Origin of the sequence: Curtobacterium sp. MCBD17_035 (assembly GCF_003234815.2) — a bacterium.
Lineage (GTDB): Bacteria > Actinomycetota > Actinomycetes > Actinomycetales > Microbacteriaceae > Curtobacterium.
The window spans coordinates 1,571,863-1,593,468 of sequence record NZ_CP126279.1 but is presented as its reverse complement, the minus strand read 5'-3'; the positions used below and the strand labels follow the sequence as shown (position 1 = coordinate 1,593,468).

The window sequence follows — 21,606 nt, the reverse complement described above, 5'->3', positions numbered from 1 at the left end:
CTCACGAGGCGGTCCCGTCGTCCGGCGCGAGGTCGAGCGCGGCACGCACGCGGGCGAACGCCGTGGTGATGCGCGCGTCGAGGATCCCGGAGGGCAGGTCGACCACGGCGTCGCCGTCGCGCAACGCCGGGTCCGCGACGATGGGGACCGGCAGAGCGGCCCCTGCGACGGCGGCGGCGTCCGCCGGGCTGAGGCGCACCGCCAGCGCGACGTCGGTGTCGAGGGACGCGAGCACGCGTCGGACGGTCGCGAGCGCGCCGGACGGGTGCTGCGCCTCCCGGCCGTCGGTGGGCACCGCCCGGGAGGCCCGGATCTCGTGTCCGACGACGGCTTCGGCGAGCTCCACGGCGGTGGTGACCACGGTCTCCTCGGCCTCGTGCAGCACCGGGACCACGCGTGCCACGAGCGCGCGCGTCGCGGTCTCGAGCGCGGCCACGGCGGCGGCCGTCCGCGCCTCGAGCGCTGCGGTGCGGGCCACGTGCTCGGCCTCGAGCTCAGCCCGCCGCGCCGACGCCTCGGCCTCGGCGGCGCGCAGGCCCGCCGCGTAGCCCGCGGCGTGACCGCGCACGTCGGCCTGCGCCTTCCGACGCTCCTCGGCCGGGGCCGCGATCGAGGGATAGGCGATCCGGGTGAACGTGGCAGCGCTCGTGTCGACGTCACTCAACGAAGTCGTCCTCCTCGGCGCGGTGCACCGTGATGACGCCCTGGGCCTCGAGCTCGCGGATGGAACGGACCACCTCGGCACGTGCTTCCTCGACCTGCGACATGCGGACCGGCCCCATCGACTGCACCTCGTCGTCGAGCAGGTCACGGTTGCGCTCGGACACGTTCGCGCGGATGGTCTCGACGACCGCCTGCTGCGCGCCCTTCATCGCCGTCGCGAGCACCTTCGAGTCGATGCCGCGGAGCACCTGCTGGATGTCCCGCGCCTCGAGCTTGACGATGTCGGCGAACGTGAGCATGCGCGACCGGATGTCCTCGGCGAGCTCCGGGTCGCGCGACTCGAGGCTGTCGAGCAGGGCCCGCTCGGTCGACACGTCCGACCGGTTGATGATCTCGACGAGGGGCGCGATGCCGCCGACGACCTCGACGCTCTCGCGGGGAGCGACGACGGCGCCGGCGCGACCGCGGAGCGTGGCGGCCACGATCCCGACGGCCTCCGGGGTCGCCGTGCCCATGGTCGCGAACGCCTGCGCGACGTCGGTCCGCGCGGCCTCGTCGATGCCGGCGAGCACCGCGGACGCCTGCCCGGCGCTGAGGTGCGCGAGCACGAGCGCGATCGTCTGCGGCAGCTCGCCGTCGAGCAGCGTGACGACCTGCCCGGGCTCGGCCTCGTCGAGGAACTCGAACGACGCCCCGGCCATCGTGGACGCCAGGCGTTCCATGACACCCGCGGCCCGCTCGGAGCCGAACGACGCCTCGAGCAGTCCGAGCGCGGCGTCCTTGCCCCCGCGGCGGGTGACTCGGCCGGTCGTGCTGATGCGGTGGAACTCGGCGATCGCGCGGTCCGCCACCGTCTGGTCGACGCGGCGCATCCGGACGATCTCGGCCGTGATCTCCTCGGCTTCGAGCTCCGAGAACTGCTTCATGACCTTCGCGGCGCTGGCCGTGTCCATCTGCATGAGGATGACCGCGACCTTCTGCGCGCCGGTGAGCTGTTGCGTCCCGGCCGTCGGGGCCCCGCTGCTCGGGGTCGTCAGCGGCGTGCTCACACCGAGGTCCTGTCGTCGAGCAGCCCGCGGAGCAGGTCGGCGGTCTTCTCGGGATCACGCTCGGCGAGGGCGGCGATGTCCGCCCGCCGGCGCTCCGCCGTGACGTCCTCGCTCGAGAGCACCTCGGTCGGGGCGTCTCCGGTGGGCGCCTCACCGAGCGTCGGCAGCGCGATGGTCGGTGCGTCCGCCGCGGCGAGCGACGCACGCGGGTCCGCACCGTCGAGCGCGATCGGCAGCTCGTACGCGTCGGAGAACGCGTCGAGCTCGCCGAGGTCGACGTCCTCGCGTTCGGCGCGCCGACCCCGGCGGGCCATCATGACGAGCACGGCGACGATCGCGAGCACGACACCGCCCACGATGGCCGCGGTGCGGATGGTGGACCACATCGCGGTCGCGGCGGCCTGGGCGTCGGCGGCCTTGAGCGCGGCGGCGGCCTGCTTGGCCGCGTCGTTGTTGAAGTCGACGACCGCGACCTTCACCTGGTCGCCGCGGGTCTGGTCGACACCGGCGGCGTTGGCCACGAGGTCGTCGATGCTCTGCAGGTTGACGCCCTTGGCGGCCTTGCTGTCGAGCGCGACCGAGATCGTCTGCCGGTTGAGCGCACCGGCCGGGATCGTGGTGGTCTCGGTCGTCTTGTCGACGGCGTTGTCCTTGGTCGACGACTCGTTCGTGTAACCGTTGCCCGAGCCGCTGGACCCACTCGATCCGCTCGTGCCGCTCGTCGAACTGCCGCTCGGCACGGCGATGTTGTCCGGGCCGAGGACACCGGTCGCTCCGGATCCGCCGGCGCCGGAGCCGTCGTAGCTCTCGGTCGAGCTGGACTCGTTGAGCGCGACGGGGCCGCTCGTGGGCTGGGCGAACGACTCGGTGGTGCGCGTCCCGGAGTTCGGGTCCATGGTCGCCGCGACGACGACCGAGGAGTTGCCGGCGCCGACCACCTTGTCGAGCAGTGCCTGGACCTGCTGGCCGACGCGGGTGTCGTAGTCGCTCGCCTGGTCGTCGGACCCGCCGGTGGTGCCGGTGCCGACGGCCGAGAGCACGTCGCCCTTCGCGTCGACGACCGAGACGTCGGTCGGCTGCATGCCCTCGACGGCGGCACTCGTCAGGTGGACGATCGCCTGGACCTGCTCGGTGCTCAGCGTCTGGCCGGCCTTCGGCTCGACGAACACCGACGCGGTCGGGTCCTTGGTCTCCGAGACGAACACGCTCTTCTCGGGGATCGCGAGCTGCACGGACGCCGTCTGCACGCCGTCCATGGCGCTGATCGTCTTGGCGAGCTCGCCCTCGATCGCGCGCTTGTACGTGACGTTCTGCTGGAACTCCGACGCCGTGACGCCCATCTTGTCGAGCAGTGCGTACCCACCCTCGTTCGACGACGGCAGCCCGTTCGAGGCCGCCTTGAGGCGTTCCTGGTACACGTCGCCCTGGGGCACGAGGATGGTCGCCCCGCCGTCGGTGAGCTGGTACGGCACGTTGTCCGTCGTCAGCTGGTCGGTGATCGAGCTCGCGTCGGTGGCGGCGAGGCCGGTGAACAGCGGCGCGTACGAGGGCTTCGAGAGCCAGCTCGTCAGGGCGATCGCGCCGAGCACGACGGCCGCGATCCCGATGACCGCGATGGTGCGCTGCGCGACACTGAAGCCCTTGAGGGTCGCGCCGAGACGCGCGAACGCGTTGCGGAGTGCGAGCGGCATCAGGCCTGCATCCTCATGATCTCGTTGAAGGCGTCGACGCCCTTGTTCCGCACGGCGGAGACGAGTTCGAGCGTCACCTGCGCGCGGGTGGCGGCGATGGTCGCGTCGTGGATGTCGTCGAGGTTCCCGGTCACGGCCTTGACGGCGAGCGTGTTCGACTGGCTCTCGAGCGACTGGAGGCCGTCCACCGCGTTGCCGAGACTCGTGGCGAACGACCCGTCGGTGCCGGTCGTGGGCTCGGCGGTGGTGGCGGGCGTGGTGGCCTGCGAGGTGCCGAACACGCCGGAGAGCGCGTTCGTGGTGACCCCGTTGACGGCGTCGATGGGCATCAGTTCTTCCCGATCTGGAGTGCCGCCTCGTAGGCGGTCTTGGCACGGTCGACCACGGCGGCGTTCGCCTGGTAGCCGCGCTGGGCCATGATGAGGTCCGCCATCTGCGTCCCGAGGTCGATGTCCGGCATCCGGACGTACCCCTCCTTGTTCGCGAGCGGGTTGTCCGGGTCGTAGGTCACGCGGCCGGCGGCACTGCCGAACGCTGCGCCCTCGACGTAGGCGCCGGAGACGCCGTCGCCCTCCTGGACCTCGACGTACCGGGCCTGGAACGCCGAGTCGTCCATGGACTTGACCGTGTTGACGTTCGCGATGTTGTCCGAGATCGCGTCGAGCCACTTCCGGTGCACCGTGAGGCCGGTGCTCGCGATGCCGATCGCGTCGAACGTGGTCACGAGTCGGTCCGCATCGCCGCGCGGACCGCCGTGAGCTCCGCGTTCATCGCCTGTGACGCGAACTGGTACCGCAGGGTCGTGTCGACGTTCGACAGCGTCTCCTCGTCGAGGTCGACGTTGTTGCCGTTCGTGTTCGTCGGCTCGAGGCTCCGCGCGATGGTCGGCGTCGTGCTGCCGTTCCCGTCCGCGACGGACTGGGCGAGCGCGTCCTCGAACTGCACCTTCTCGGCGTGGTAGTTCGGCGTGTTGATGTTCGCGACGTTGTTCGCGATCACCTTCTGCCGGAGCGAGAGACCGTCGAGCGCGCTCTGCAGCGCCGAGGTCGACACGGAGTCGAGCATGACCAGCCGTTCCACGAGGACGGCGACCACGAGGGGTCGCCGGTGGCGGAGGCCGATCCGTGGCCGAGGACGAGCGATCCGTGCTCGAGAGGGGCTATCGGCGCACCGCCCGGCCCACGTAAGCGGTCGCCCCGAACGGGGGTCGGTCAGCCTGTGACGTCGAGGTACCGAGCCGGTTCCGGCGCCCGCGACGACGCGACGGACCGCAGCGCGCCCAGGTGCGCGGCGACGTCCCTCCTGGCCGCGTCGACGCGCGCGACGGCGTCCCGCTGCGCTGCGAGCAGCCGGGAGGCCCGACCCACGAGCTCGCGCGGGATCCGTCCCAGTCCGGTCGGCGGGGTCCACGCCGGGACCGCGACGCCGACGGCGTCGGCGCGGGCGACCGCGACCTCGAGGTCGGTGAGGACGCGGTCCCACGCCGAGTGCGCGTCCACGGTCGCTGCGTCGCCGCGATCCTGACCGGACTGCTCGCCGGGCGTCGACCACTCAGGCGACACCGAGTGCTCCCCCGGTCCCGGTCGCCGTCGCCGACGCGGGCAACGCCGCGGCGGCGTCGTGCCACGCGGCACGGAGCGGCTCGAGCAGACGGATGCACTGCCGTGTCGCGTCGACGTCGTGGTGCACGTTCGCGGTGATCAGCGCGGTCGACGCGTAGTTGTAGATGGCGAGCAGCCCCTCCCCGCCGTCCCACACGTCGATGCGGAGCGACGTGGACAGCTCCCCCACGATCGCCTGCGCGTGCATGAGCTGCTCCCGAGCGGTCGACCAGTCGGCGGTGGTCTGCGCCTGCTCGGCGCGGTGCAGGTCGAGGAGCAGCCGGTCGTAGAGCATCGTGACGAGCTGGGCCGGGGTCGCGGACAGCACCGACTGGGTCGCGTACTGCGCGCGGCGACGGTCGTCAGCGGCGGTGCCCTCGGCGGCGGCGCGACGGAACGCGGCGGCGGAGGCGAGGTCGAAGGCGTTCATCGGGTCACTTGCTCGACGACGAGTACGAGGGCAGCGACGAGATCTGGCTCGTGAGCCAGGTCGACTGCGACTTCAGGGTGGACAGGTTCGTCTCGAGGTTCGTGTACTCCTCCTGCAGCGTCGCACGGCGGTCCGCGAGCCGCGTGTCCCAGTCGCTGATCTGCTGGTTGAGGTCCGTGACCACGGACTGCTGCCCCGTGATCGCGGTCGTGATCGAACCGCTGTACTTGTCGGACGCACCGTTCGCGACGTTCGCGACGTTCTGCGCCAGGCCCGAGAGGATCTTCTGCGTGCCGGCGGGGTCCGTCGCGAGCGCGGCCCGGAACGCGTCGGAGTCGAAGGTGAAGTCGCCGTCCTTCGTGATCTCGATGCCGATCGAGGACGGGGACTGGCCGTTCACCGGTGTCGACATCGCGCTCGTGATCTGCTGCACGGCGTCCCGCGTTGTCGCGTCGCCGAGGAGCACGCCCGCGGTCGTGGACTGCGAGCCGTCGGTGGCGCTCGTCGACGTCGACACGCTCGTGTTCGACGAGTAGTAGCTCGTGATCGCGTTGAGCGCGTCGACCAGGCCGGACGCGACGGCGGTGGCCTTCGTCGTGTCCTGGGCGACGGTGACCGTGACCGGCGACGCGGACACCGCCGACACGTTCACGGTGAGTCCGGGCACGAGGTCGGTGAACGTGTTCGTCGAGCTCGTGATCGTCTGCGCGGCCGCGGTGCCCGCCCACAGCGTGACCGAGGCGTCGGACGCCTGCTGCACGACGGCGGCACCGGACTCGGTGAGGACGTTCGTCGCGGTCCCCGCGTCGACGTCGCTGCCCGAGCCGCGGTAGAGGGTGAACGCGCCCGCCGACCCCGAGGCCGTCGCGGTGAGCTGGAGCCGGTACTGCTTCGTGCCGTCGGCCGTCGTCCCCGCGGCGACCTTCGTCGCGGTGACGCCGGCGCCCGCCTTGTTGATCGCGCTGACGACGTCGTCGAGCGAGCCGGAGGCGGGGCTGATCTCGGTCTTCGCACCGCTCGCGGAGACGAGTGTGAGCGTCGGCGCGCTGCTCGACCACGTCGTCATCGCGGCGGTGACACCGACCTGCGCTGCGGCGGTGCTCCCGACCGTGAAGCTGACGCTCCCGGCGGCCGCGGTGCTCGACACGCTCGCGGTGACCGCGGAGGACGAGCTCGACGCGGTGAGGAGGTTGAGGGAGGTGCTCGTGGCGGCGGCCGTGGCCTTCGTCGCCATCGTCGCGAACAGGCCGTTGATCGTCTGCAGCGACGAGATGAACGCGCTCGTCGACGTGACCTTGTCCTGGAGCAGCGACTGCGGCAGCTGCTCGATCGACATGAGCGAGTTGATGATGCTCGTGGTGTCGAGGCCACTGGCGAGGCCGTCGATGCCGAGCGTGCCCGATGCCGACGTCGAGGTGGTCGTCAAGGCGGAGGTGGTGGACACCGTGGGGCTCCTTCCGGTCGTTCGACGGCAGCGACGCCGCCGCACGGATCACCCGAACGGATCCGTACGGCGGCGGCCGCCAGGGGTGTTACTTGAGCAGCGAGAGGACGCCCTGCGTGCTCTGGTTCGCCTGCGCGAGCATCGCCGTGCCGGCCTGGCTCAGGATGTTGTCGCGCGTGTAGTTGACCATCTCCTCCGCCATGTCGACGTCGGTGATCCGCGACTGCGCCGCGGTGAGGTTCTCCTTCGCCACGTTCGTCACGTTGATGGCGTGATCGAAGCGGTTCTGGACGGCACCGAGGTTCGAGCGGGCGGTCGACACGGCCGTGATCTGCGCGTCGATGGCACGGATCGCCGCCTGAGCGTGGTCCGCGGTGTCGAACTGCAGGCCCGTCGTGGACGAACCGGCGGCGCCCGTCAGGGTGCCGGTGGTGTCCGCCGTCCCGAGCGGGCTGGCGGTGTCGACCGCACTGCCGTCGTTCGCGCGGACGTTGAAGCCGGTGGTCGCGCCGTTCACGTCCTTCACCGCGGTGGCGGTGAAGTTCTTCGAGAACGTGGCGTCACCGTTCAGCGAGGACACGAGATCGTCGACCGACGTGAACGTGCCGTCGGCGTTCGAGCCCGTGAGGGTGCCCGTCGTGACCTTGAGGTCCGACGAGGTGCCCTTGCCGGCCTCGAACGAGAGCGACTTGCCCTGGAAGGCGGTGTTGATGTTCGTGCCGCTCTTGATCGTGAACGCGGTGCCGTCGGACTGCGTCGCGCCGAGCGCGTCGACGACCTTGTTCACGTTGGCGCCGGACAGGTCGACCGAGATCTGGCTGTTGGCGTCACCGTTCGCGCCGACCTGGAACTTCAGCGTGCTGTTGCTGTTGAGCAGCGACGTGCCGTTGAAGTTCGTGGACGAGGCGATGCGGCTGAGCTCCGACTGGAGCGACGAGACCTCGGTCGTGATCGCGGTGCGCGAGTCGGCGTTGTTCGAGTCGTTGCCGGCCTGCACGGCGAGGTCACGCATGCGCTGGAGGATCGAGTGGACCTCGGTGAGGCCACCTTCAGCGGTCTGCACGACGGAGATGCCGTCCTGGGCGTTGCGGGCCGCGACCGTGAGGCCACCGACCTGCGACTTCAAGCCCTCGGAGATCGACAGACCGGCGGCGTCGTCGGCGGCCTTGTTGATCCGCAGACCGCTCGAGAGCTTCTCGAGCGAGTTCGACAGGTCGTTCTGGGTCGCGTTGAGGTTCCGGTACGTGTCGAGTGCCGAGAGGTTGGTGTTGATGGACATACCCATGGTGATTTCCTCCGTGAAACGTGGGTGTGGTGCGCCGGCCCGTCCATGGGCTGGCATCGAGGACTCTCGGCCGTGCGGCCGGAGCCGTTAGGAGACGGTGCGGACCGATTTCCGCGTGCCGTGCTCCCGACGTTCTCAGCTCGCCGCGGCGGCAGTTCCGGCGAGGGGCTCGATCACGGCGCGGGCCATGCCGACCGCCGCGTTCGAGGCGACCCGTGCGAGGTAGGCGCTGCGTCGCGCGGCCGTCGTGCGGGAGCGCGGCTCGACGACGACGTCGTCGCTGTCGCCGTAGTGGGCGGTCAGGCCGTCGTGGAGCAGGCGCATCGCCTCGGACCGCTGCTGCGACACCGCCGAGTGGGTGATCCCGAGCTCCTCGGCGACCTCGGTGACGGTGCGGTCGCCGAAGTACACGGCCTCGACGATGAACCGCATGCGCTCCGGCAGAGCGGCGACGGCGGCGCGGAGGTAGCGGGTGCGCTCGGTGGCGAGGAGGTCGTCACCGGGCAGCGGGACCTCGGCCGCGAGCGAGTCGTGCACGGTCTCGTCGATCGTGGTGACCGTCCGGCCCGCGTCGGCGAGGGCGTCCGCCGCGGACTGGCGGTCGACCCCCATGGCGTCCGCGAGCTCCTGGACCGACACCGCGCGTCCGAGCTGCGCCGTCAGGGTGTCCTGCACGGCGAGCGTCTCCTTGATGCGCTTGCGCGTCCCACGGCTGGCCCAGTCGCCGGCGCGCATGTCGTCGGCGAACGCCCCGGTGATGCGCGTGCGGGCGTACGCACCGAACGGCACCCCGAGCGAGGGGTCGTACGCGTCCGCGGCGGTGACGAGCGCCAGGGCACCGACGGAGGCCATGTCGTCGCGCGACAGGTGGGTCGCACGGGCGCAGACCTCGGCGACGAGGTACCCCACCAGCGGGAGGTTCTCCACCACGAGTGCGTTCCGTGCCGTGCGGTCCATCCGGTGTCTCCCCCTCGATGATCGGTGCGGTCGCCCGCGGTGCAGTCATGAACCTATCGACGAGCTGAGGGGGACAGGAGACCTCCACCGGCCCCAGTCCGGGGGTTTCCTGGGCGCCCTGGGTCGGCATTTCGGGGGACAAGGCGGTTCCCGTCCCCCCGAAGTGGAGGCGCGGTGCCACTGGTGCCCCTCCGGGGGTTCGGCTAGTGCGCCCAGGTCGCTCCCACCGTCGCTCCTAACGGCGGTGGACGTGCGGACCGATAGTGCTCGTCGACGCAGCGAGCCGATCACCGGGAGGAGACCTTGGGCATGAACGAACTGTCCGCCGTGCTGTGGCGGGAACGCGAGCTCCTCGAGCTCCTCACCTTCAAGCTCGAGGAGGAGCAGCTGCTCCTGACCGCCGGACGCTCGCGGTGGGTCGACCACGCGAGCCGTGAGGTCGAACAGGTCCTCGAGCGGCTGCGCGCCGTCGGCCTCGAGCGCAGCGTCGAGAGCGCCGCCGTCGCCGAGCATCTCGGCGCGCCGACCGACGCACCCCTCCGCGAGATCGTGTCGGCCGCCGCGCCGGAGGGGCCGTGGGGCGAGATCCTCGCTGCGCACCTCCGCGCGATGATCGAGCTGACCGCGCAGGTCGCCGCGCTGCGGGACGAGAACGAGCGGTTCCTCCGAGCGGCGGCGCGCGCCACGCAGGAGACCCTGGCCGGTGCGGTCGGCGAGGTCGCGACGTACGACGGCCGCGGGTCCGCCGACGCCGGCGCCGCCGGTGCGCACTTCTTCGACGGGAGCCTGTAGTCATGGTCAGCACCTTCGGATCGCTCGCAACCGCCTACTCCGGGCTCTCCGCGGCGCGTGCCGGACTCGACGTCGTGGGTCAGAACATCGCGAACGCGGGGACGACCGGGTACACCCGGCAGCGGATCACGCAGACGTCCATCCCGCCGGTCGCCGCGACCGGGCTCCTCACCGGTACGGTCGCGACCGCCGGCCAGGGCGTCTCCGTCGACGGCATCGCCCGACTCGCGACCATGACGCTCGACACGCAGGTCCGTGCCTCCGCGTCCGCCTCCGGGTACGCGTCGGCTCGCTCATCCGCACTGTCCGACCTCGAGACGTCGTTGAACGAACCCGGGGCGAACGGACTGTCCAGCCAGCTGGACACGATGTGGTCGGCCTGGTCCGACCTCCAGAACAACCCCGGGGACACCGCGTCCGGCGGCGTCGTGCTCAGCTCGGCCACGCAGGTGGCGAGCACGCTGCGGACCGGATCCCAGGCGATCGACGCGCAGTGGGCCTCCGCGCGGTCCGACGTCGGCGACGCGGTCGGGCAGCTCAACACCGCGGCGACCCAGGTCGCGGCGCTCAACGACCGCATCCGCACCACGGCCGCAGGGGGCGGCTCGACGAACGAGTTGATGGACCAACGCGACGTGCTCACCGAACAGATGGCGTCCCTGTCCGGCGCCACGGTGCGGGACAACGGCGACGGCACGGTCGACGTGGTCATCGGCGGGAACGCGATCGTCGACGGCACGTCCGCCCACGCCGTGGCCGTCACCGGCTCCGACACGCTGCGCGGCGCCGCCGCCTCCCCGGTGACCCTGTCGTGGGTCGGCGGGTCCGGCTCGGCCGTCACACTGGACGGCGGCAGCATCGCCGGCACGCTCAGCGTCCTCGCGCCCGCGAACGCCGACGGCACCGGGGGCGCCCTCGCCGAGGCCTCCGCGGGGTACGACCGTGTCGCGACCGCGCTCGCCACGCAGGTGAACGCCGTGCACGAGACCGGGTACACCCCCGCGGGTGCCACCGGCACGGACTTCTTCGCGATCGCGGCCGGTGTCCCGGCCGCGCAGGGCCTCACCGTCGTCCCGACCGACGCCGCCGGCATCGCCGTCCGGACCGGGGACGGCTCGTACAGCGGCAGCATCGCGGACACCATCGGCCAGATCGGCTCCGCCGCGGACGCCCCCGACCGGACCTGGTCGGACGTCGTCACCGGCATCGGCACGACGTCGAGGACGGCCGCGACCCAGACCACCCTCACCGGACTCGCCGCGACGAGCGCCAAGACGCAGCAGCAGTCCGGGGCCGGCGTCGACCTCGACGAGGAGAACGTGAACCTGCTCACCTACCAGCACGCCTACCAGGGGGCCGCGCGCGTGCTCACCGCGGTCGACCAGATGCTCGACACCCTCATCAACCACGTCGGCGTCGTCGGGATCAGCTGATCGTCATGCTCACTCGTGTCACGACCCAGATGTCCATGGCGGCGGCGCAACAGCGTCTCCAGACCGGTGCCGCGCGGCTCGCGCAGCTGCAGGACCAGGCGTCGAGCCTGAAGAACATCACCGTCCCGTCGGACGACCCCAGCGGTACCGGCAAGTCGATCACCGTGCGGAGCGCCCAGGCCCAGAACGCGCAGTACTCCCGCAACGCCGACGACGGCGCCGGGTGGCTGGCCACGACCGACTCCGCGCTCGCGAGCGTGTACTCGGTCATGAACAAGGTCCGGGACCTCACCGTGCAGGGATCCAACAGCGGCACCCTGAACGACACCGACCGGAACGCGATCGTCACCGAGCTCCAGGGACTCAAGCAGGACCTGCTCCAGGACGCCAACACGCAGTACGGCGGTCGGGCCGTCTTCGCCGGCAACACGGACGCGTCCGCCGCGTACGGCAGCGACTTCACCTACAACGGGTCGACCGACGGCACCGACGTCGGCGTGCAGCGCCGGATCGCGTCGGGGACGACCGTGCGCGTCGACACCGACGGTAGCGCCGTCTTCGGGACCGGGAGTGACTCGGTGTTCAGCCTCATCGACGACATCAGCAGCGACCTGCAGTCCGGTGCCGACGTCAGCGCGCGGATCAGTCAGGTCGACAGCCGCATCGCCGCCGTCCGTGGCGTCCAGGGCGACGTCGGCACCCGACACTCCTCGGTCATCGCCGCGCAGTCGACGCTCGCGTCCCGGTCCACCGACCTCGAGGGACAGCGCTCCCAGATCGAGGACAAGGACGTGGCCAAGGCGATCCTCGACCTGCAGCTCCAGCAGACCAACTACCAGGCAGCCCTCGCCGTCACCGCGAAGACGCTGCAGCCGACCCTGATGGACTACCTCTCATGAACATCCCGCTGACGTTCACCGTCCCACCGTTCGGTCTCGAACCCCTGACGTCGTTCACCCTGCAGGAGGTCACCGGTGCCGAGGGGCTCTTCGCCCTCGCCGGGCACGGCACCACCGCTGCCGGCACCGAGGACCCACGCCTGTTCGTCCTCGACGCCGCCGTGCACCTGCCCGACTACACGCCCGTCATCACCGAGGAGCAGACCGCGCTCCTCGACCTCCGCGACGCGGGCGAGGCGATGCTCCTCGTCGTCGCGAACCCCGCCGAGAGCGGCACGACGGTGAACCTGCTCGCGCCGGTCATCGTCAACGCCCGGACCGGCATCGGCGCGCAGCTCATCCTCGAGGGGCAGGACCACCCCCTCCGAGCGGTGCTCGCGCGCCGCTGACGCCGCCCCGCCGCTCCCGCTGGTTTCCCGACAGGTCGGCGGTCGTCCGACACGCACACCGTCACCGAAGACGCGTGCATCTGGTTCCCGCGCATACGACGACATCACCGATGACGGACGACAGCGGGACCGTCACCAGGTGACGCACCACTCGCTTCCGACGGTGACGACACTCCTCCCCAGGTGATCCACGAGCAGGCCCGTCCCCAGTCCAGTGCTCCCGGTGCGTGGGCGCGCCCCTGCTCCACGAGCATCACTGCATGCCGTCGACTCGTCACGCCCGCTCTGGTCGCGCCGCCGACAGCCGCCGGTGCCGCCACCGACCGGGAGGCCCACCTCGTCCCCGCCGGACCGGCAACCGCCGGGCGCGCACGGTCGGTACGGGCCCCGTTCACGGATCCCCGGAGCGCACGACCGGCGTCCACGCCGCCAGCACGCGTCCACGACGCCGACGCCGCCCGCGGGCCGAGCTGCCGACGCTCCCCCGCGCGGGCTTACCCCTCCGCCCCATCGCCGCCCCGACGCGCAGTCTGAAGCGGAAGAAGCGCGCAGGCAGGGCGGGCGGAACGCACCGGCCCCGGCACCCGCGAAACCGCCGAGCGTAGGGTGCACGAATGGCCAAACGAGGCACCCCGGGCGATCGAAACGCCATCGTCCCCCTTCCCGTCACGGTCCCGACCGACAACACCTCGGTCGAGGCGCAGACCGACGTACCCGGCCCGAGCGGCCTGGCGTCCACTCGCTGGTCGGCGACGCTCGACCGCGTGCTCAGCGTGCAACGCCCGGTGGTGGTCGCACACGTCGACCGGATCCGTCGGCGCCGCCCGGACGCCACACCGGCCGAGGTCATCGCGATCCTCGAGCGCCAGTACCTCACCGCCGTGTCGACGGGCGGCGCCGCGGTCGGAGCGAGCGCGGTGATCCCCGGGGTCGGGTTCGCGACGAGCCTCGGCCTCACGGGCGCGGAGACGGCGGCGTTCCTCGAGGCGAGCGCCCTGTTCGCCCAGTCGGTCACCGAGGTGCACGGCATCGCGGTGACCGACCCCGAACGAGCGCGGACGCTCGTGATGGCGATGATCCTCGGCGCGCCCGGAACCTCGCTCGTCAAGCAGCTCGCGGCCCAGGCCGGGGGTGGCCCGACGCGGACGGCGTTCTGGGGCGAACTCGTCACGTCGAGCCTGCCCCGCTCGGTCGTCAGCGGCATCGGCGGGCGGCTCCGTGACTCGTTCGTCAAGCGCTTCCTGGCGCGGCAGGGGGCGAGCGTGCTCGGCCGCGCGGTGCCGTTCGGGATCGGCGCTGTCATCGGCGGCGTCGGGAACCACGCGCTCGGCCGCAAGGTGATCGACGGCTCGCGGACGGCGTTCGGCCCGCCGCCGGCACACTTCCCGCTCCCGGTGTCGCCGCGCCCCGAGCGGGCTCGACGCGGGCGCGACGTCGCCCCGGGCGTCGAGGCCGGGACCTCGCGGCGCCGGCAGCGCGCCCTGCCCTGGCGTCGTCCGGCCGACACGGACGACCTCTGGGCCGACCCGGACACGGGCACGGACACGCCCGCGTCGTAGCGAGCGGGCCGGGCGCGCCACGGCCGCACCGACGGTGGACTCAGCCCCGCCGGACCGGCGTCCGGACGACCTGTCCGGCGTGCGCGAAGCCCCCGCCGAACCCGAACAGCAGCGCGGGCACGCCCTCGGGCAGTTTCCCGGCCGCCCACGCCTTCGACAACCCGAGCGGCACGCTCGCGGCCGAGGTGTTCCCGGACTCCTGCACGTCGGTGATCACGAACTTCGTGTCGCCCCCGAGCGCCTTGGCGAGCGGCTCGATGATCCGGAGGTTCGCCTGGTGGAACGCGAGCACCTGGATCTCGTCCATCGTCATCCCGGCCTTCTCGACGATGCGGCGCGCGTGCCCCTCCGCCTCGGTGATCGCCCAGCGGTAGATCGAGCGGCCTTCCTGCGAGAACCGTTGCGGGTCCCCGTCGACGAGCACGGCCTCGAGCAGGTGCGGGACGCTCCCCCAGGACACCGGGCCGATCTCGGCGGTGTCGCTGCGTTGGACGACGGCGGCTCCGGCTGCGTCGCCGATGAGGACGCACGTCGACCGGTCGGTCCAGTCGACGAGGCCGGAGATCTTCTCGGACGCGATCACGAGCGAGGTCGTGGCGCTGCCGAGCCGGATGGACTGGTCGGCGAGGGCGAGCGCGTACTCGAAGCCGGAGCAGGCGGTGTTGATGTCGATGGGCGCCGGGCCGGCAGTGAGCCCGAGCGCGACGGCGACGCGTCCGGCGGTGTACGGCGCGCGGTCGGTGGCGGAGGTCGACGCGACGAACACCTGGTCGATCTCGGCGGGGTCGATGCCCGCGTCGGCGATGGCGGCACGGCCGGCCTCGATCGCCATGCTCGTGACGGTGTCGGCCTCGGAGGCGATGTGCCGCGTGCGGATCCCGGTTCGGGTCCGGATCCACTCGTCGTTCGTGTCGACGATCGCCGCGAGGTCGTCGTTCGTCATGATCCGGGCGGGCTGGTGGTGCCCGAGGCCGATGATGCGGCTGCCGGGCGTGTTCGCGTCGTTCACCGGATCGACGCTAGTCGACGCGCGCCCGGCGACCGTGCAGTGCGCACGACAACGAACCCGACCCCGTCTTGGGGCCCTCGTGCACGTTCACGAGCGGGCGTCGCGCGTCGCCTTCGCGTTGGCCTTCTTGATCGCGTCGACGAGTTCGTCCTTGGTCATCGACGATCGCCCGCTGACGTCGAGCCGCTTCGCCACGTCCATGAGGTGCTGCTTGGACGCGTTCGCGTCGACGCCCTGCTGGGTCTCACCGTCGTCACGACTCCCGGCTGCACCGGAGTCGGACGGACCGTTCTCCGCCTTGCGCTCCCAGTGGTCGCCGATCTTCTCGTACTCGTGCTTGACGGCGGCGAACGCGGTCCGGTGGGCGCGCTCCCCGGGGCCGTAGGTCTCGTTCGCCGAGTCGAGCGTCTTCGCGTAGATCTCCTGCGCGTGCTCATCCGAGCGCTGCAGGGTGCTCGGGATCTCGTCCTTCGCGGGCATGGTCACTCCTCTCGCTGGTCCAGTCGTACCCCACGCGGCCGGGTGTCGGACGGGAGGCGCGGCACCGGTTTCGATGTCGCGCCTCCCGTCCGTCCCGTGGCCGCGGATCAGAGGATCGGCGTGCCGCCCGTGACGGCGATACGGGCACCGGAGACGTAGCTGCCGTCGTCACTGGCGAGGAGCACGTACACCGGGGCGAGTTCCGCGGGCTGGCCGGCGCGACCGAGCGGCGCCTGCGACCCGAACGACTCGACCTGCTCCTCGGGCATCGTCGACGGGATGAGCGGCGTCCAGATCGGCCCGGGCGCGACGCTGTTCACGCGGATGCCGCGCGACCCGACGAGCTGCGCGAGCGCAGCCGAGAAGTTCGCGATGCCGGCCTTCGTCACGTCGTAGGGCAGGAGCGTCGGCACGGGGTTGTCCGAGTTGACCGAGCTCGTGCCGATGATCGACGCGCCCGCCTCCATGTGCGGCAGGGCGGCCTTCGCGAGGTGGAAGTAGGCGCTGAGGTTCGTGGCGATGGTGTGGTCCCACTCCTCGTCGGGGATCTCCTCGAGCGTCTCGTGCGTCATCTGGAACGCGGCGTTGTTGACGAGTACGTCGAGCCCGCCGAACTCCTCGACCGCCGTCGCGATCACGGAGCGGCAGTACGCCGGGTCGGACAGGTCACCGGGGAACAGGACGGCCTTCCGGCCGGCGTCCTCGATCCAGTGCTTCGTGTCCTGGGCGTCCTCCTCCTCTTCCGGGAGGTAGCTGATGAGCACGTCGGCACCCTCGCGGGCGAACGCGATGGCCACGGCCTTGCCGATGCCGCTGTCGCCGCCCGTGATGACGGCACGCTTGCCGGTCATCTTGCCTGAGCCCTTGTACGACTGCTCGCCGTGGTCCGCCTTGGGGCCGAGCTCGGCTTCACTGCCGGGGGTGTCCTGCTGCTGCGGGGGCTGCTGCTGGTCGCTCATGTGGTCCTCTCCTGTCGTTGCTCCGTCGGCGTCCGTTGGCGATGCGTGGCGGACGCACGGCACCCAGGCTGGTCCGCTGCTCCTGGACCCGCGCTCAGCGGGAGGCGTAGACCCGGAGGCATGGAATACACACACCTCGGACGCACCGGCCTGTCCGTCTCCCGCGCCGTGCTCGGCACCATGAACTTCGGACCACAGACGAGCGAGGAGGACTCGTTCGCGATCATGGACCGCGCCCACGACCTCGGCGTCAACTTCTTCGACACCGCCAACGTGTACGGCTGGCAGAAGGGCGAGGGCGTCACCGAGCAGATCGTCGGCCGCTGGTTCGCGCAGGGCGGCGGCCGCCGCGAACGCACGGTCATCGCGACCAAGCTGTACGGCGACATGGGCGACTGGCCGAACGAGTCGAAGCTCTCGGCCCTGGCGATCCGTCGTCAGCTCGACGACTCGCTCCGCCGGCTGCAGACGGACCACGTCGACCTGTACCAGTTCCACCACATCGACCGGGAGACGCCCTGGGAGGAGATCTGGCAGGCGATGGAGGTCGCCGTCCAGCAGGGCAAGGTCCTGTACGCCGGGTCGAGCAACTTCGCCGGGTGGCACATCGCCCAGGCGCAGGAGGCCGCCGCGCGCCGGAACTTCGTCGGCCTCGTGAGCGAGCAGTCGATCTACAACCTGCTCGTCCGCGACGTCGAGCGCGAGACCCTGCCCGCCGCGCGCGCGTACGGCCTCGGCATGATCCCGTGGTCGCCGCTCCAGGGCGGTCTCCTCGGTGGCGTCATCGAGAAGACCGAGGAGGGCTCGCGCCGGCTCGAGGGTCGCGCGAAGGAGGCCCTCGAGGCGAACCGACCCGCGATCGAGCAGTACGAGGCGTTCGCGAAGGAGATCGGCCACGCGCCGGGCGAGCTCGCGCTCGCGTGGCTGCTCCACCAGCCGGGCGTGACCGCGCCGATCACCGGCCCGCGGACGATGCAGCAGCTCGAGTCGGCGGTCGCATCCGTGGACATCCACCTCGACCAGGCAGCGCTCGACCGCCTCGACGAGATCTTCCCGGGGCACAAGACGTCCCCGGAGGACTACGCCTGGTGACGACGGACGCGCCGGTCACCCATCCGGTGGCCGAGAACTCGGAGAGGACGACGACATGGTGAACGACCGCGGCGGGATGAACGAGGGTGCCGCGAGCGTGGGTGCGAGCCTGCAGCACGAGGCATCCGAGTCGGGCGACCGGCACATGGACCAGCACCCGGAGCAGATGGGTCGCGCCGAGGACGGCTCGTCCGGCCTCGACCGGGAGGACCGGGGCGAGCAGGAGCAGAGCGCCCTGGCCGCACTCGGTGACGACGCGCGCGGCGGCGACGCGATGGTCGGCGCGGCCGATGCGGCCGGCGACGCGTCCTCGGGCACCCAGCAGGACGACCAGGAGGCACCGGGCGGCGACCGCGCGGACGGCGCCGACCTGCCGTGATGTCCTGACGCCGGGACCCCGGACCCCGGGACCCCGGACCCGGTCCCCGGGACGATCGAGGTCGCACGAGATGCCGCTCTGACACACGACAGGGCGGCATCGTCCGCGATCTCGCGGTCCCCGGGCCGGGGGCCGGGACCCGAGGTCAGAGCCGGTCGACCTCGCGGTCGCTCAGCCCGAGCCAGCGCAGGTAGCCGCGGACGGACAGGAACCGCTCCTCCACGTGCTCGACGACCGCGACGGCCGTGGCGGCCTCCGATCGGGCGTTCCGGTCGAAGTGCTCGGCGTCGGCAGCCTCAGCGCGTTCGCGGGCGAAACGGTCCGCCAGCGCCGCCCCGGTCGCGGCGTAGTCCGCGCCGATGCGGTCGAGGTCCGCGCCCCAGAGCCGGGCGAGCAACGCGCTGACGACGCCGGTGCGGTCCTTGCCCGCGGAGCAACAGACCAGCACGTCGCCCTCGGTCTCGGCCAGGGCGCGGAACACGAGGAGCATCGTCGCTCGGTGCCGCACGAGCCAGTCCACGTACTGGTCGCGGAGCTCGAGGGCGTCGGGGGCCGACTCCTCACCGGCCGCGGGGTCGAACAGCGGCACGTTCCGGTAGCCCGCGGCCGCGCGGAGCGGGTGCGCGAGCGCGGCGACCTCGTCGCCGCGGCGCAGGTCCACGACCGTCTCGAGCACGACGGGGTAGGCGGTGGCCGGCACGTCCTCGGTGTTCGAGCGGTAGACGGTGCGGGTCCGCCCCGCCTGGAACCCGGGTCCGCCGACCTCACGGAAGTTGGCGAGCGTGGGCGGTGTCGTCGTGGTCACCGCGTCAGTCTGCCACCGGACACGACGACGCCCCCGGCGCGGAGCCGGGGGCGTCGTGCGTGTCGCGTGGGTCAGCGGACGGAGACCGGGGTGCGGTCGGCCTCCTCGTAGAGCACGTAGCCCTCCTCGCCGTGGACGGCGGTGTCGATGCCCGCGACCTCGTCCTCGGCGCGGACGCGGAACCCGATGGTCTTCTCGACGATCCAGCCGATGACGAAGGCGAGGACGAACGAGTAGACGAGCACGACGCCGGCCGCGGTGGCCTGCTTGCCGAGCTGCACGAACGAGCCGGAGTAGATGAGGCCGGTGGTGTTCGCGAAGAACCCGAGCCACAGCGTGCCGACGATGCCGCCGACCAGGTGGACGCCGACGACGTCGAGCGAGTCGTCGAAGCCGAGGCGGTACTTCCAGTCGATCGCGAAGCAGCAGATGATGCCCGAGACGAACCCGAGGACGACGCCCCAGCCGGGCGTCAGCGCGGCACAGGCGGGCGTGATCGCGACGAGACCGGTGACGGCGCCCGACGCCGCGCCGACCGAGGTGGCCTTGCCGTCGCGGATCTTCTCGATCATGAGCCAGCCGAGCACGGCGGCGGCGGGTGCGGCGAGCGTGTTGATCCACGCGAGCGAGGCGATGCCGTCCGCGGCGCCCTCGGACCCGGCGTTGAACCCGAACCAGCCGAACCAGAGGATGCCGGCGCCGAGCAGGACGAACGGGGGGTTGTGCGGCTTGTGGGCACCCTTGGCGAACCCGACGCGGCGGCCGAGCACGATCGCGAGGGCGAGGCCCGCGGCACCGGCGTCGATGTGGACCGCCGTGCCACCGGCGAAGTCGATGACACCCCACGTGGCGAACATGCCGGACTTGAGGTTGAACACCCAGCTGGCGACCGGGAAGTAGACGAGGGTCACCCAGATGCCGGAGAAGATCATCCACGCGCCGAACTTGGCGCGGTCGGCGATGGCGCCGGAGATGAGCGCGACCGTGATGATCGCGAACGTGGCCTGGAACCCGACGAACGCGAGGTCGGGGTACGTGGCGTGGAGCGTCGACGCCTGCGACTGCTCGAACGCCTGGCCGAGGCCGAGCTGGTTGAGGTCGATGCTGAAGAACCCGACCTTGCCGACGACGTGGGTGCCGGGGCCGGTGTTCGCGAACGAGATCGCGTAGCCGTACAGCACCCACAGGACGCTCACGAGACCGATCGCGCCGAAGGACATCATCATCATGCTGATGACGCTCTTCGCCTTGACCAGGCCGCCGTAGAAGAACGCGAGGCCCGGCGTCATGAACAACACCAGCGCCGCCATGATCAAGATGAAGGCCGTTTGACCTTGGTTGAGCATCTGTTCACCTCTCTGTTGCTGTGGACCGCGTCGGCGGCGCTGTCCGCGTCTGACGGGCCCGCCTCGGGTGGGACCAGTGTGGCGACGAGAGGTTTCACTCCGGAGCACGGCGTGTTTCACGGATGTAACACGACGCGCCGCCGTGTGAACGTTGTGTTTCGGCAGGCTGGCGCGGCGCTCGACAGCAGCCGAGGACCTCCCCCGAACAGGTGCCGACGCGCAGCCGACGCGCCGGAGCGGCGTTCAGGCGCGCGTCAGCGCGACCACGCGCGACGCGGCACGGAGGTACTTCTTGCGGTACCCACCCGAGAGCATGGACTCCGGGAACACCTGGTCGAGCGGAGTGCCGGACGCCACGAGCCGCACCTGGGCGTCGTACAGGCGGTCCACGAGCGCGACCCACCGGAGCGCGTCGGTCTGGTCGGTGAACGGCACGACGTCGACGAGGCCGGCCGCGTCGAGCCCCTCGACCATCGCGACGTACCGCGAGGGGTGCACCGTCCCGAGGTGCGCGACGAGGTCGGCGAACCGGTCCTCGGTGACGCGCGCCTGGCCTCCCGGCAGGGCGCGGAGGACCGCGGCGACGTCGTCGACGGTCGCGGCGGTCTCGTCGATGGAGCGGCGGCGGAAGTCGAGCCCGTCGATGCGGAGCGTGGTGAACCGGTCCGCCATCGCCTGGATCTCCCGGAGGAAGTCCTGCGCCGCGAACCGGCCCTCGCCCAGGGCCCCGGGCGGCGTGTTCGACGTCGCCGCGATGCGGGTGCCGCGCTCGGCGAGTTCCCGGATCAGCCGGGTCATCATCATGGTGTCGCCCGGGTCGTCGAGCTCGAACTCGTCGATGCACACGAGCGCCGTGCCCGTGAGGAGGTCCACGGTGCCCTGGAACCCGAGCGCACCGACGAGTGCCGTGTACTCGATGAACGTCCCGAACGTCCGGCGGCCGGTCTCCGCGTGGTACGCCGCCGCCAGCAGGTGGGTCTTGCCGACACCGAAGCCGCCGTCGAGGTACACGCCCGACGTCGTCGGCTCGGGTGCGGGACGCCGACGGCCGAACAGTCCGCGGCGGGCGGACACGGGCCGGTCGGCGACGAACCGCTCGACGGCGTCGCGGACCTCGGCCTGCGACGGGAAGTCGGGGTCGGGTCGGTACGAGGCGAACGACGCGTCGGCGAACTGCGGCGGCGGGACGAGCGCCGCGGCCATCTGCTCCGGCGTGACGACGGGGTCCCGGTCCGCCAGACGCGGCAGGGTCCCGACGGCGTCGTTCGGCATGCTGGGCGGACCTTCCGTCGAGGGATCGGGAACAGCGTCACCCGTCGTCACGTTGATCGACCACGGACGGTG

24 protein-coding genes are annotated in these 21,606 nt (G+C 71.6%); 7 read left to right on the top strand and 17 right to left on the bottom strand.

Annotated features, from left to right (window positions below):
* Window position 1 precedes the first annotated feature (1 nt).
* From DEI93_RS07510 to DEI93_RS07460, 11 genes are all read right to left on the bottom strand, one after another.
* Window positions 2-664: a FliH/SctL family protein gene (locus tag DEI93_RS07510; RefSeq protein WP_181435962.1), complete on the bottom strand. Its 663-nt coding sequence runs from the start codon at window positions 662-664 to the stop codon at window positions 2-4.
* Window positions 657-1,712, bottom strand: coding sequence for a flagellar motor switch protein FliG (gene fliG / locus DEI93_RS07505; RefSeq protein ID WP_258368435.1), 1,056 nt, complete (start codon window positions 1,710-1,712; stop codon window positions 657-659). The genes DEI93_RS07510 and fliG overlap by 8 nt, the downstream gene beginning before the upstream one ends.
* Window positions 1,709-3,403, bottom strand: a complete 1,695-nt coding sequence (gene fliF, locus DEI93_RS07500; RefSeq protein WP_111119068.1) for a flagellar basal-body MS-ring/collar protein FliF — start codon at window positions 3,401-3,403, stop codon at window positions 1,709-1,711. The genes fliG and fliF overlap by 4 nt, the downstream gene beginning before the upstream one ends.
* Window positions 3,403-3,732, bottom strand: coding sequence for a flagellar hook-basal body complex protein FliE (fliE, locus tag DEI93_RS07495; RefSeq protein WP_111012485.1), 330 nt, complete (start codon window positions 3,730-3,732; stop codon window positions 3,403-3,405). The genes fliF and fliE overlap by 1 nt, the downstream gene beginning before the upstream one ends.
* Window positions 3,732-4,127 (bottom strand): flagellar basal body rod protein FlgC, encoded by a 396-nt coding sequence (locus DEI93_RS07490; protein WP_111008830.1) that lies wholly within the window; start codon window positions 4,125-4,127, stop codon window positions 3,732-3,734. The genes fliE and DEI93_RS07490 overlap by 1 nt, the downstream gene beginning before the upstream one ends.
* Window positions 4,124-4,468 (bottom strand): flagellar basal body rod protein FlgB, encoded by a 345-nt coding sequence (locus DEI93_RS07485; protein WP_111008963.1) that lies wholly within the window; start codon window positions 4,466-4,468, stop codon window positions 4,124-4,126. Before DEI93_RS07485 ends, DEI93_RS07490 begins: the two co-directional genes overlap by 4 nt.
* A 146-nt stretch (window positions 4,469-4,614) precedes the next feature.
* Window positions 4,615-4,902: a hypothetical protein gene (locus DEI93_RS07480; protein WP_146244337.1), complete on the bottom strand. Its 288-nt coding sequence runs from the start codon at window positions 4,900-4,902 to the stop codon at window positions 4,615-4,617.
* 52 nt (window positions 4,903-4,954) lie between these two features.
* Window positions 4,955-5,434, bottom strand: coding sequence for a flagellar export chaperone FliS (gene fliS / locus DEI93_RS07475; RefSeq protein WP_111008828.1), 480 nt, complete (start codon window positions 5,432-5,434; stop codon window positions 4,955-4,957).
* 4 nt (window positions 5,435-5,438) lie between these two features.
* Window positions 5,439-6,878 carry a flagellar filament capping protein FliD gene (gene fliD / locus DEI93_RS07470; RefSeq protein WP_258372154.1) on the bottom strand — a complete coding sequence of 480 codons (1,440 nt, stop codon included), beginning with the start codon at window positions 6,876-6,878 and terminating at the stop codon, window positions 5,439-5,441.
* 88 nt (window positions 6,879-6,966) lie between these two features.
* The gene (locus DEI93_RS07465; protein ID WP_111119070.1) at window positions 6,967-8,163 is read right to left on the bottom strand and encodes a flagellin N-terminal helical domain-containing protein; all 1,197 of its coding nucleotides are present in this window, start codon (window positions 8,161-8,163) and stop codon (window positions 6,967-6,969) included.
* A 135-nt stretch (window positions 8,164-8,298) separates the two neighbouring features.
* Window positions 8,299-9,120 carry a sigma-70 family RNA polymerase sigma factor gene (locus DEI93_RS07460; RefSeq protein ID WP_111008826.1) on the bottom strand — a complete coding sequence of 274 codons (822 nt, stop codon included), beginning with the start codon at window positions 9,118-9,120 and terminating at the stop codon, window positions 8,299-8,301.
* 303 nt (window positions 9,121-9,423) lie between these two features.
* On the opposite strand from DEI93_RS07460, the gene DEI93_RS07455 reads away from it, so the two are divergent.
* The 5 genes from DEI93_RS07455 (at window position 9,424) to DEI93_RS07435 (ending at window position 14,192) form a co-directional block, all read left to right on the top strand.
* The gene (locus DEI93_RS07455) at window positions 9,424-9,912 is read left to right on the top strand and encodes a flagellar protein FlgN (RefSeq protein WP_111119071.1); all 489 of its coding nucleotides are present in this window, start codon (window positions 9,424-9,426) and stop codon (window positions 9,910-9,912) included.
* Window positions 9,913-9,914: 2 nt separating this feature from the next.
* Complete coding sequence (flgK, locus tag DEI93_RS07450; protein WP_111119072.1) at window positions 9,915-11,345, top strand: flagellar hook-associated protein FlgK; 1,431 nt, start codon at window positions 9,915-9,917, stop codon at window positions 11,343-11,345.
* A 5-nt stretch (window positions 11,346-11,350) separates the two neighbouring features.
* The gene (gene flgL / locus DEI93_RS07445) at window positions 11,351-12,244 is read left to right on the top strand and encodes a flagellar hook-associated protein FlgL (protein ID WP_111119073.1); all 894 of its coding nucleotides are present in this window, start codon (window positions 11,351-11,353) and stop codon (window positions 12,242-12,244) included.
* Window positions 12,241-12,633 carry a flagellar assembly protein FliW gene (locus DEI93_RS07440; RefSeq protein ID WP_111119074.1) on the top strand — a complete coding sequence of 131 codons (393 nt, stop codon included), beginning with the start codon at window positions 12,241-12,243 and terminating at the stop codon, window positions 12,631-12,633. Before flgL ends, DEI93_RS07440 begins: the two co-directional genes overlap by 4 nt.
* A 614-nt stretch (window positions 12,634-13,247) precedes the next feature.
* Complete coding sequence (locus tag DEI93_RS07435) at window positions 13,248-14,192, top strand: hypothetical protein (protein WP_181434639.1); 945 nt, start codon at window positions 13,248-13,250, stop codon at window positions 14,190-14,192.
* A 40-nt stretch (window positions 14,193-14,232) separates the two neighbouring features.
* Here the strand turns inward: DEI93_RS07435 and DEI93_RS07430 are convergent, their stop codons facing one another.
* The 3 genes from DEI93_RS07430 to DEI93_RS07420 all read right to left on the bottom strand — a co-directional run bounded on the left by DEI93_RS07430 (window position 14,233) and on the right by DEI93_RS07420 (window position 16,640).
* Window positions 14,233-15,135, bottom strand: a complete 903-nt coding sequence (locus tag DEI93_RS07430; RefSeq protein ID WP_502868541.1) for a beta-ketoacyl-ACP synthase 3 — start codon at window positions 15,133-15,135, stop codon at window positions 14,233-14,235.
* A 153-nt stretch (window positions 15,136-15,288) separates the two neighbouring features.
* Window positions 15,289-15,681 (bottom strand): ChaB family protein, encoded by a 393-nt coding sequence (locus DEI93_RS07425; RefSeq protein WP_111008820.1) that lies wholly within the window; start codon window positions 15,679-15,681, stop codon window positions 15,289-15,291.
* Between the two features lie 107 nt (window positions 15,682-15,788).
* Window positions 15,789-16,640 carry an SDR family oxidoreductase gene (locus DEI93_RS07420; protein WP_111119076.1) on the bottom strand — a complete coding sequence of 284 codons (852 nt, stop codon included), beginning with the start codon at window positions 16,638-16,640 and terminating at the stop codon, window positions 15,789-15,791.
* Between the two features lie 120 nt (window positions 16,641-16,760).
* On the opposite strand from DEI93_RS07420, the gene DEI93_RS07415 reads away from it, so the two are divergent.
* Together DEI93_RS07415 and DEI93_RS07410 are read left to right on the top strand one after the other, a co-directional pair.
* Entirely contained in the window at window positions 16,761-17,732 is a 972-nt protein-coding gene (locus DEI93_RS07415; RefSeq protein ID WP_111012491.1) for an aldo/keto reductase, read from the top strand.
* Window positions 17,733-17,787: 55 nt separating this feature from the next.
* Window positions 17,788-18,111 carry a hypothetical protein gene (locus DEI93_RS07410; RefSeq protein ID WP_111119077.1) on the top strand — a complete coding sequence of 108 codons (324 nt, stop codon included), beginning with the start codon at window positions 17,788-17,790 and terminating at the stop codon, window positions 18,109-18,111.
* A 145-nt stretch (window positions 18,112-18,256) separates the two neighbouring features.
* Here the strand turns inward: DEI93_RS07410 and DEI93_RS07405 are convergent, their stop codons facing one another.
* From DEI93_RS07405 to zapE, 3 genes are all read right to left on the bottom strand, one after another.
* Window positions 18,257-18,916 (bottom strand): tyrosine-protein phosphatase, encoded by a 660-nt coding sequence (locus DEI93_RS07405; protein WP_181434640.1) that lies wholly within the window; start codon window positions 18,914-18,916, stop codon window positions 18,257-18,259.
* Between the two features lie 71 nt (window positions 18,917-18,987).
* Entirely contained in the window at window positions 18,988-20,262 is a 1,275-nt protein-coding gene (locus tag DEI93_RS07400; RefSeq protein ID WP_111012494.1) for an ammonium transporter, read from the bottom strand.
* Between the two features lie 243 nt (window positions 20,263-20,505).
* Window positions 20,506-21,534 (bottom strand): cell division protein ZapE, encoded by a 1,029-nt coding sequence (gene zapE / locus DEI93_RS07395; protein ID WP_111008814.1) that lies wholly within the window; start codon window positions 21,532-21,534, stop codon window positions 20,506-20,508.
* Window positions 21,535-21,606 lie beyond the last annotated feature (72 nt).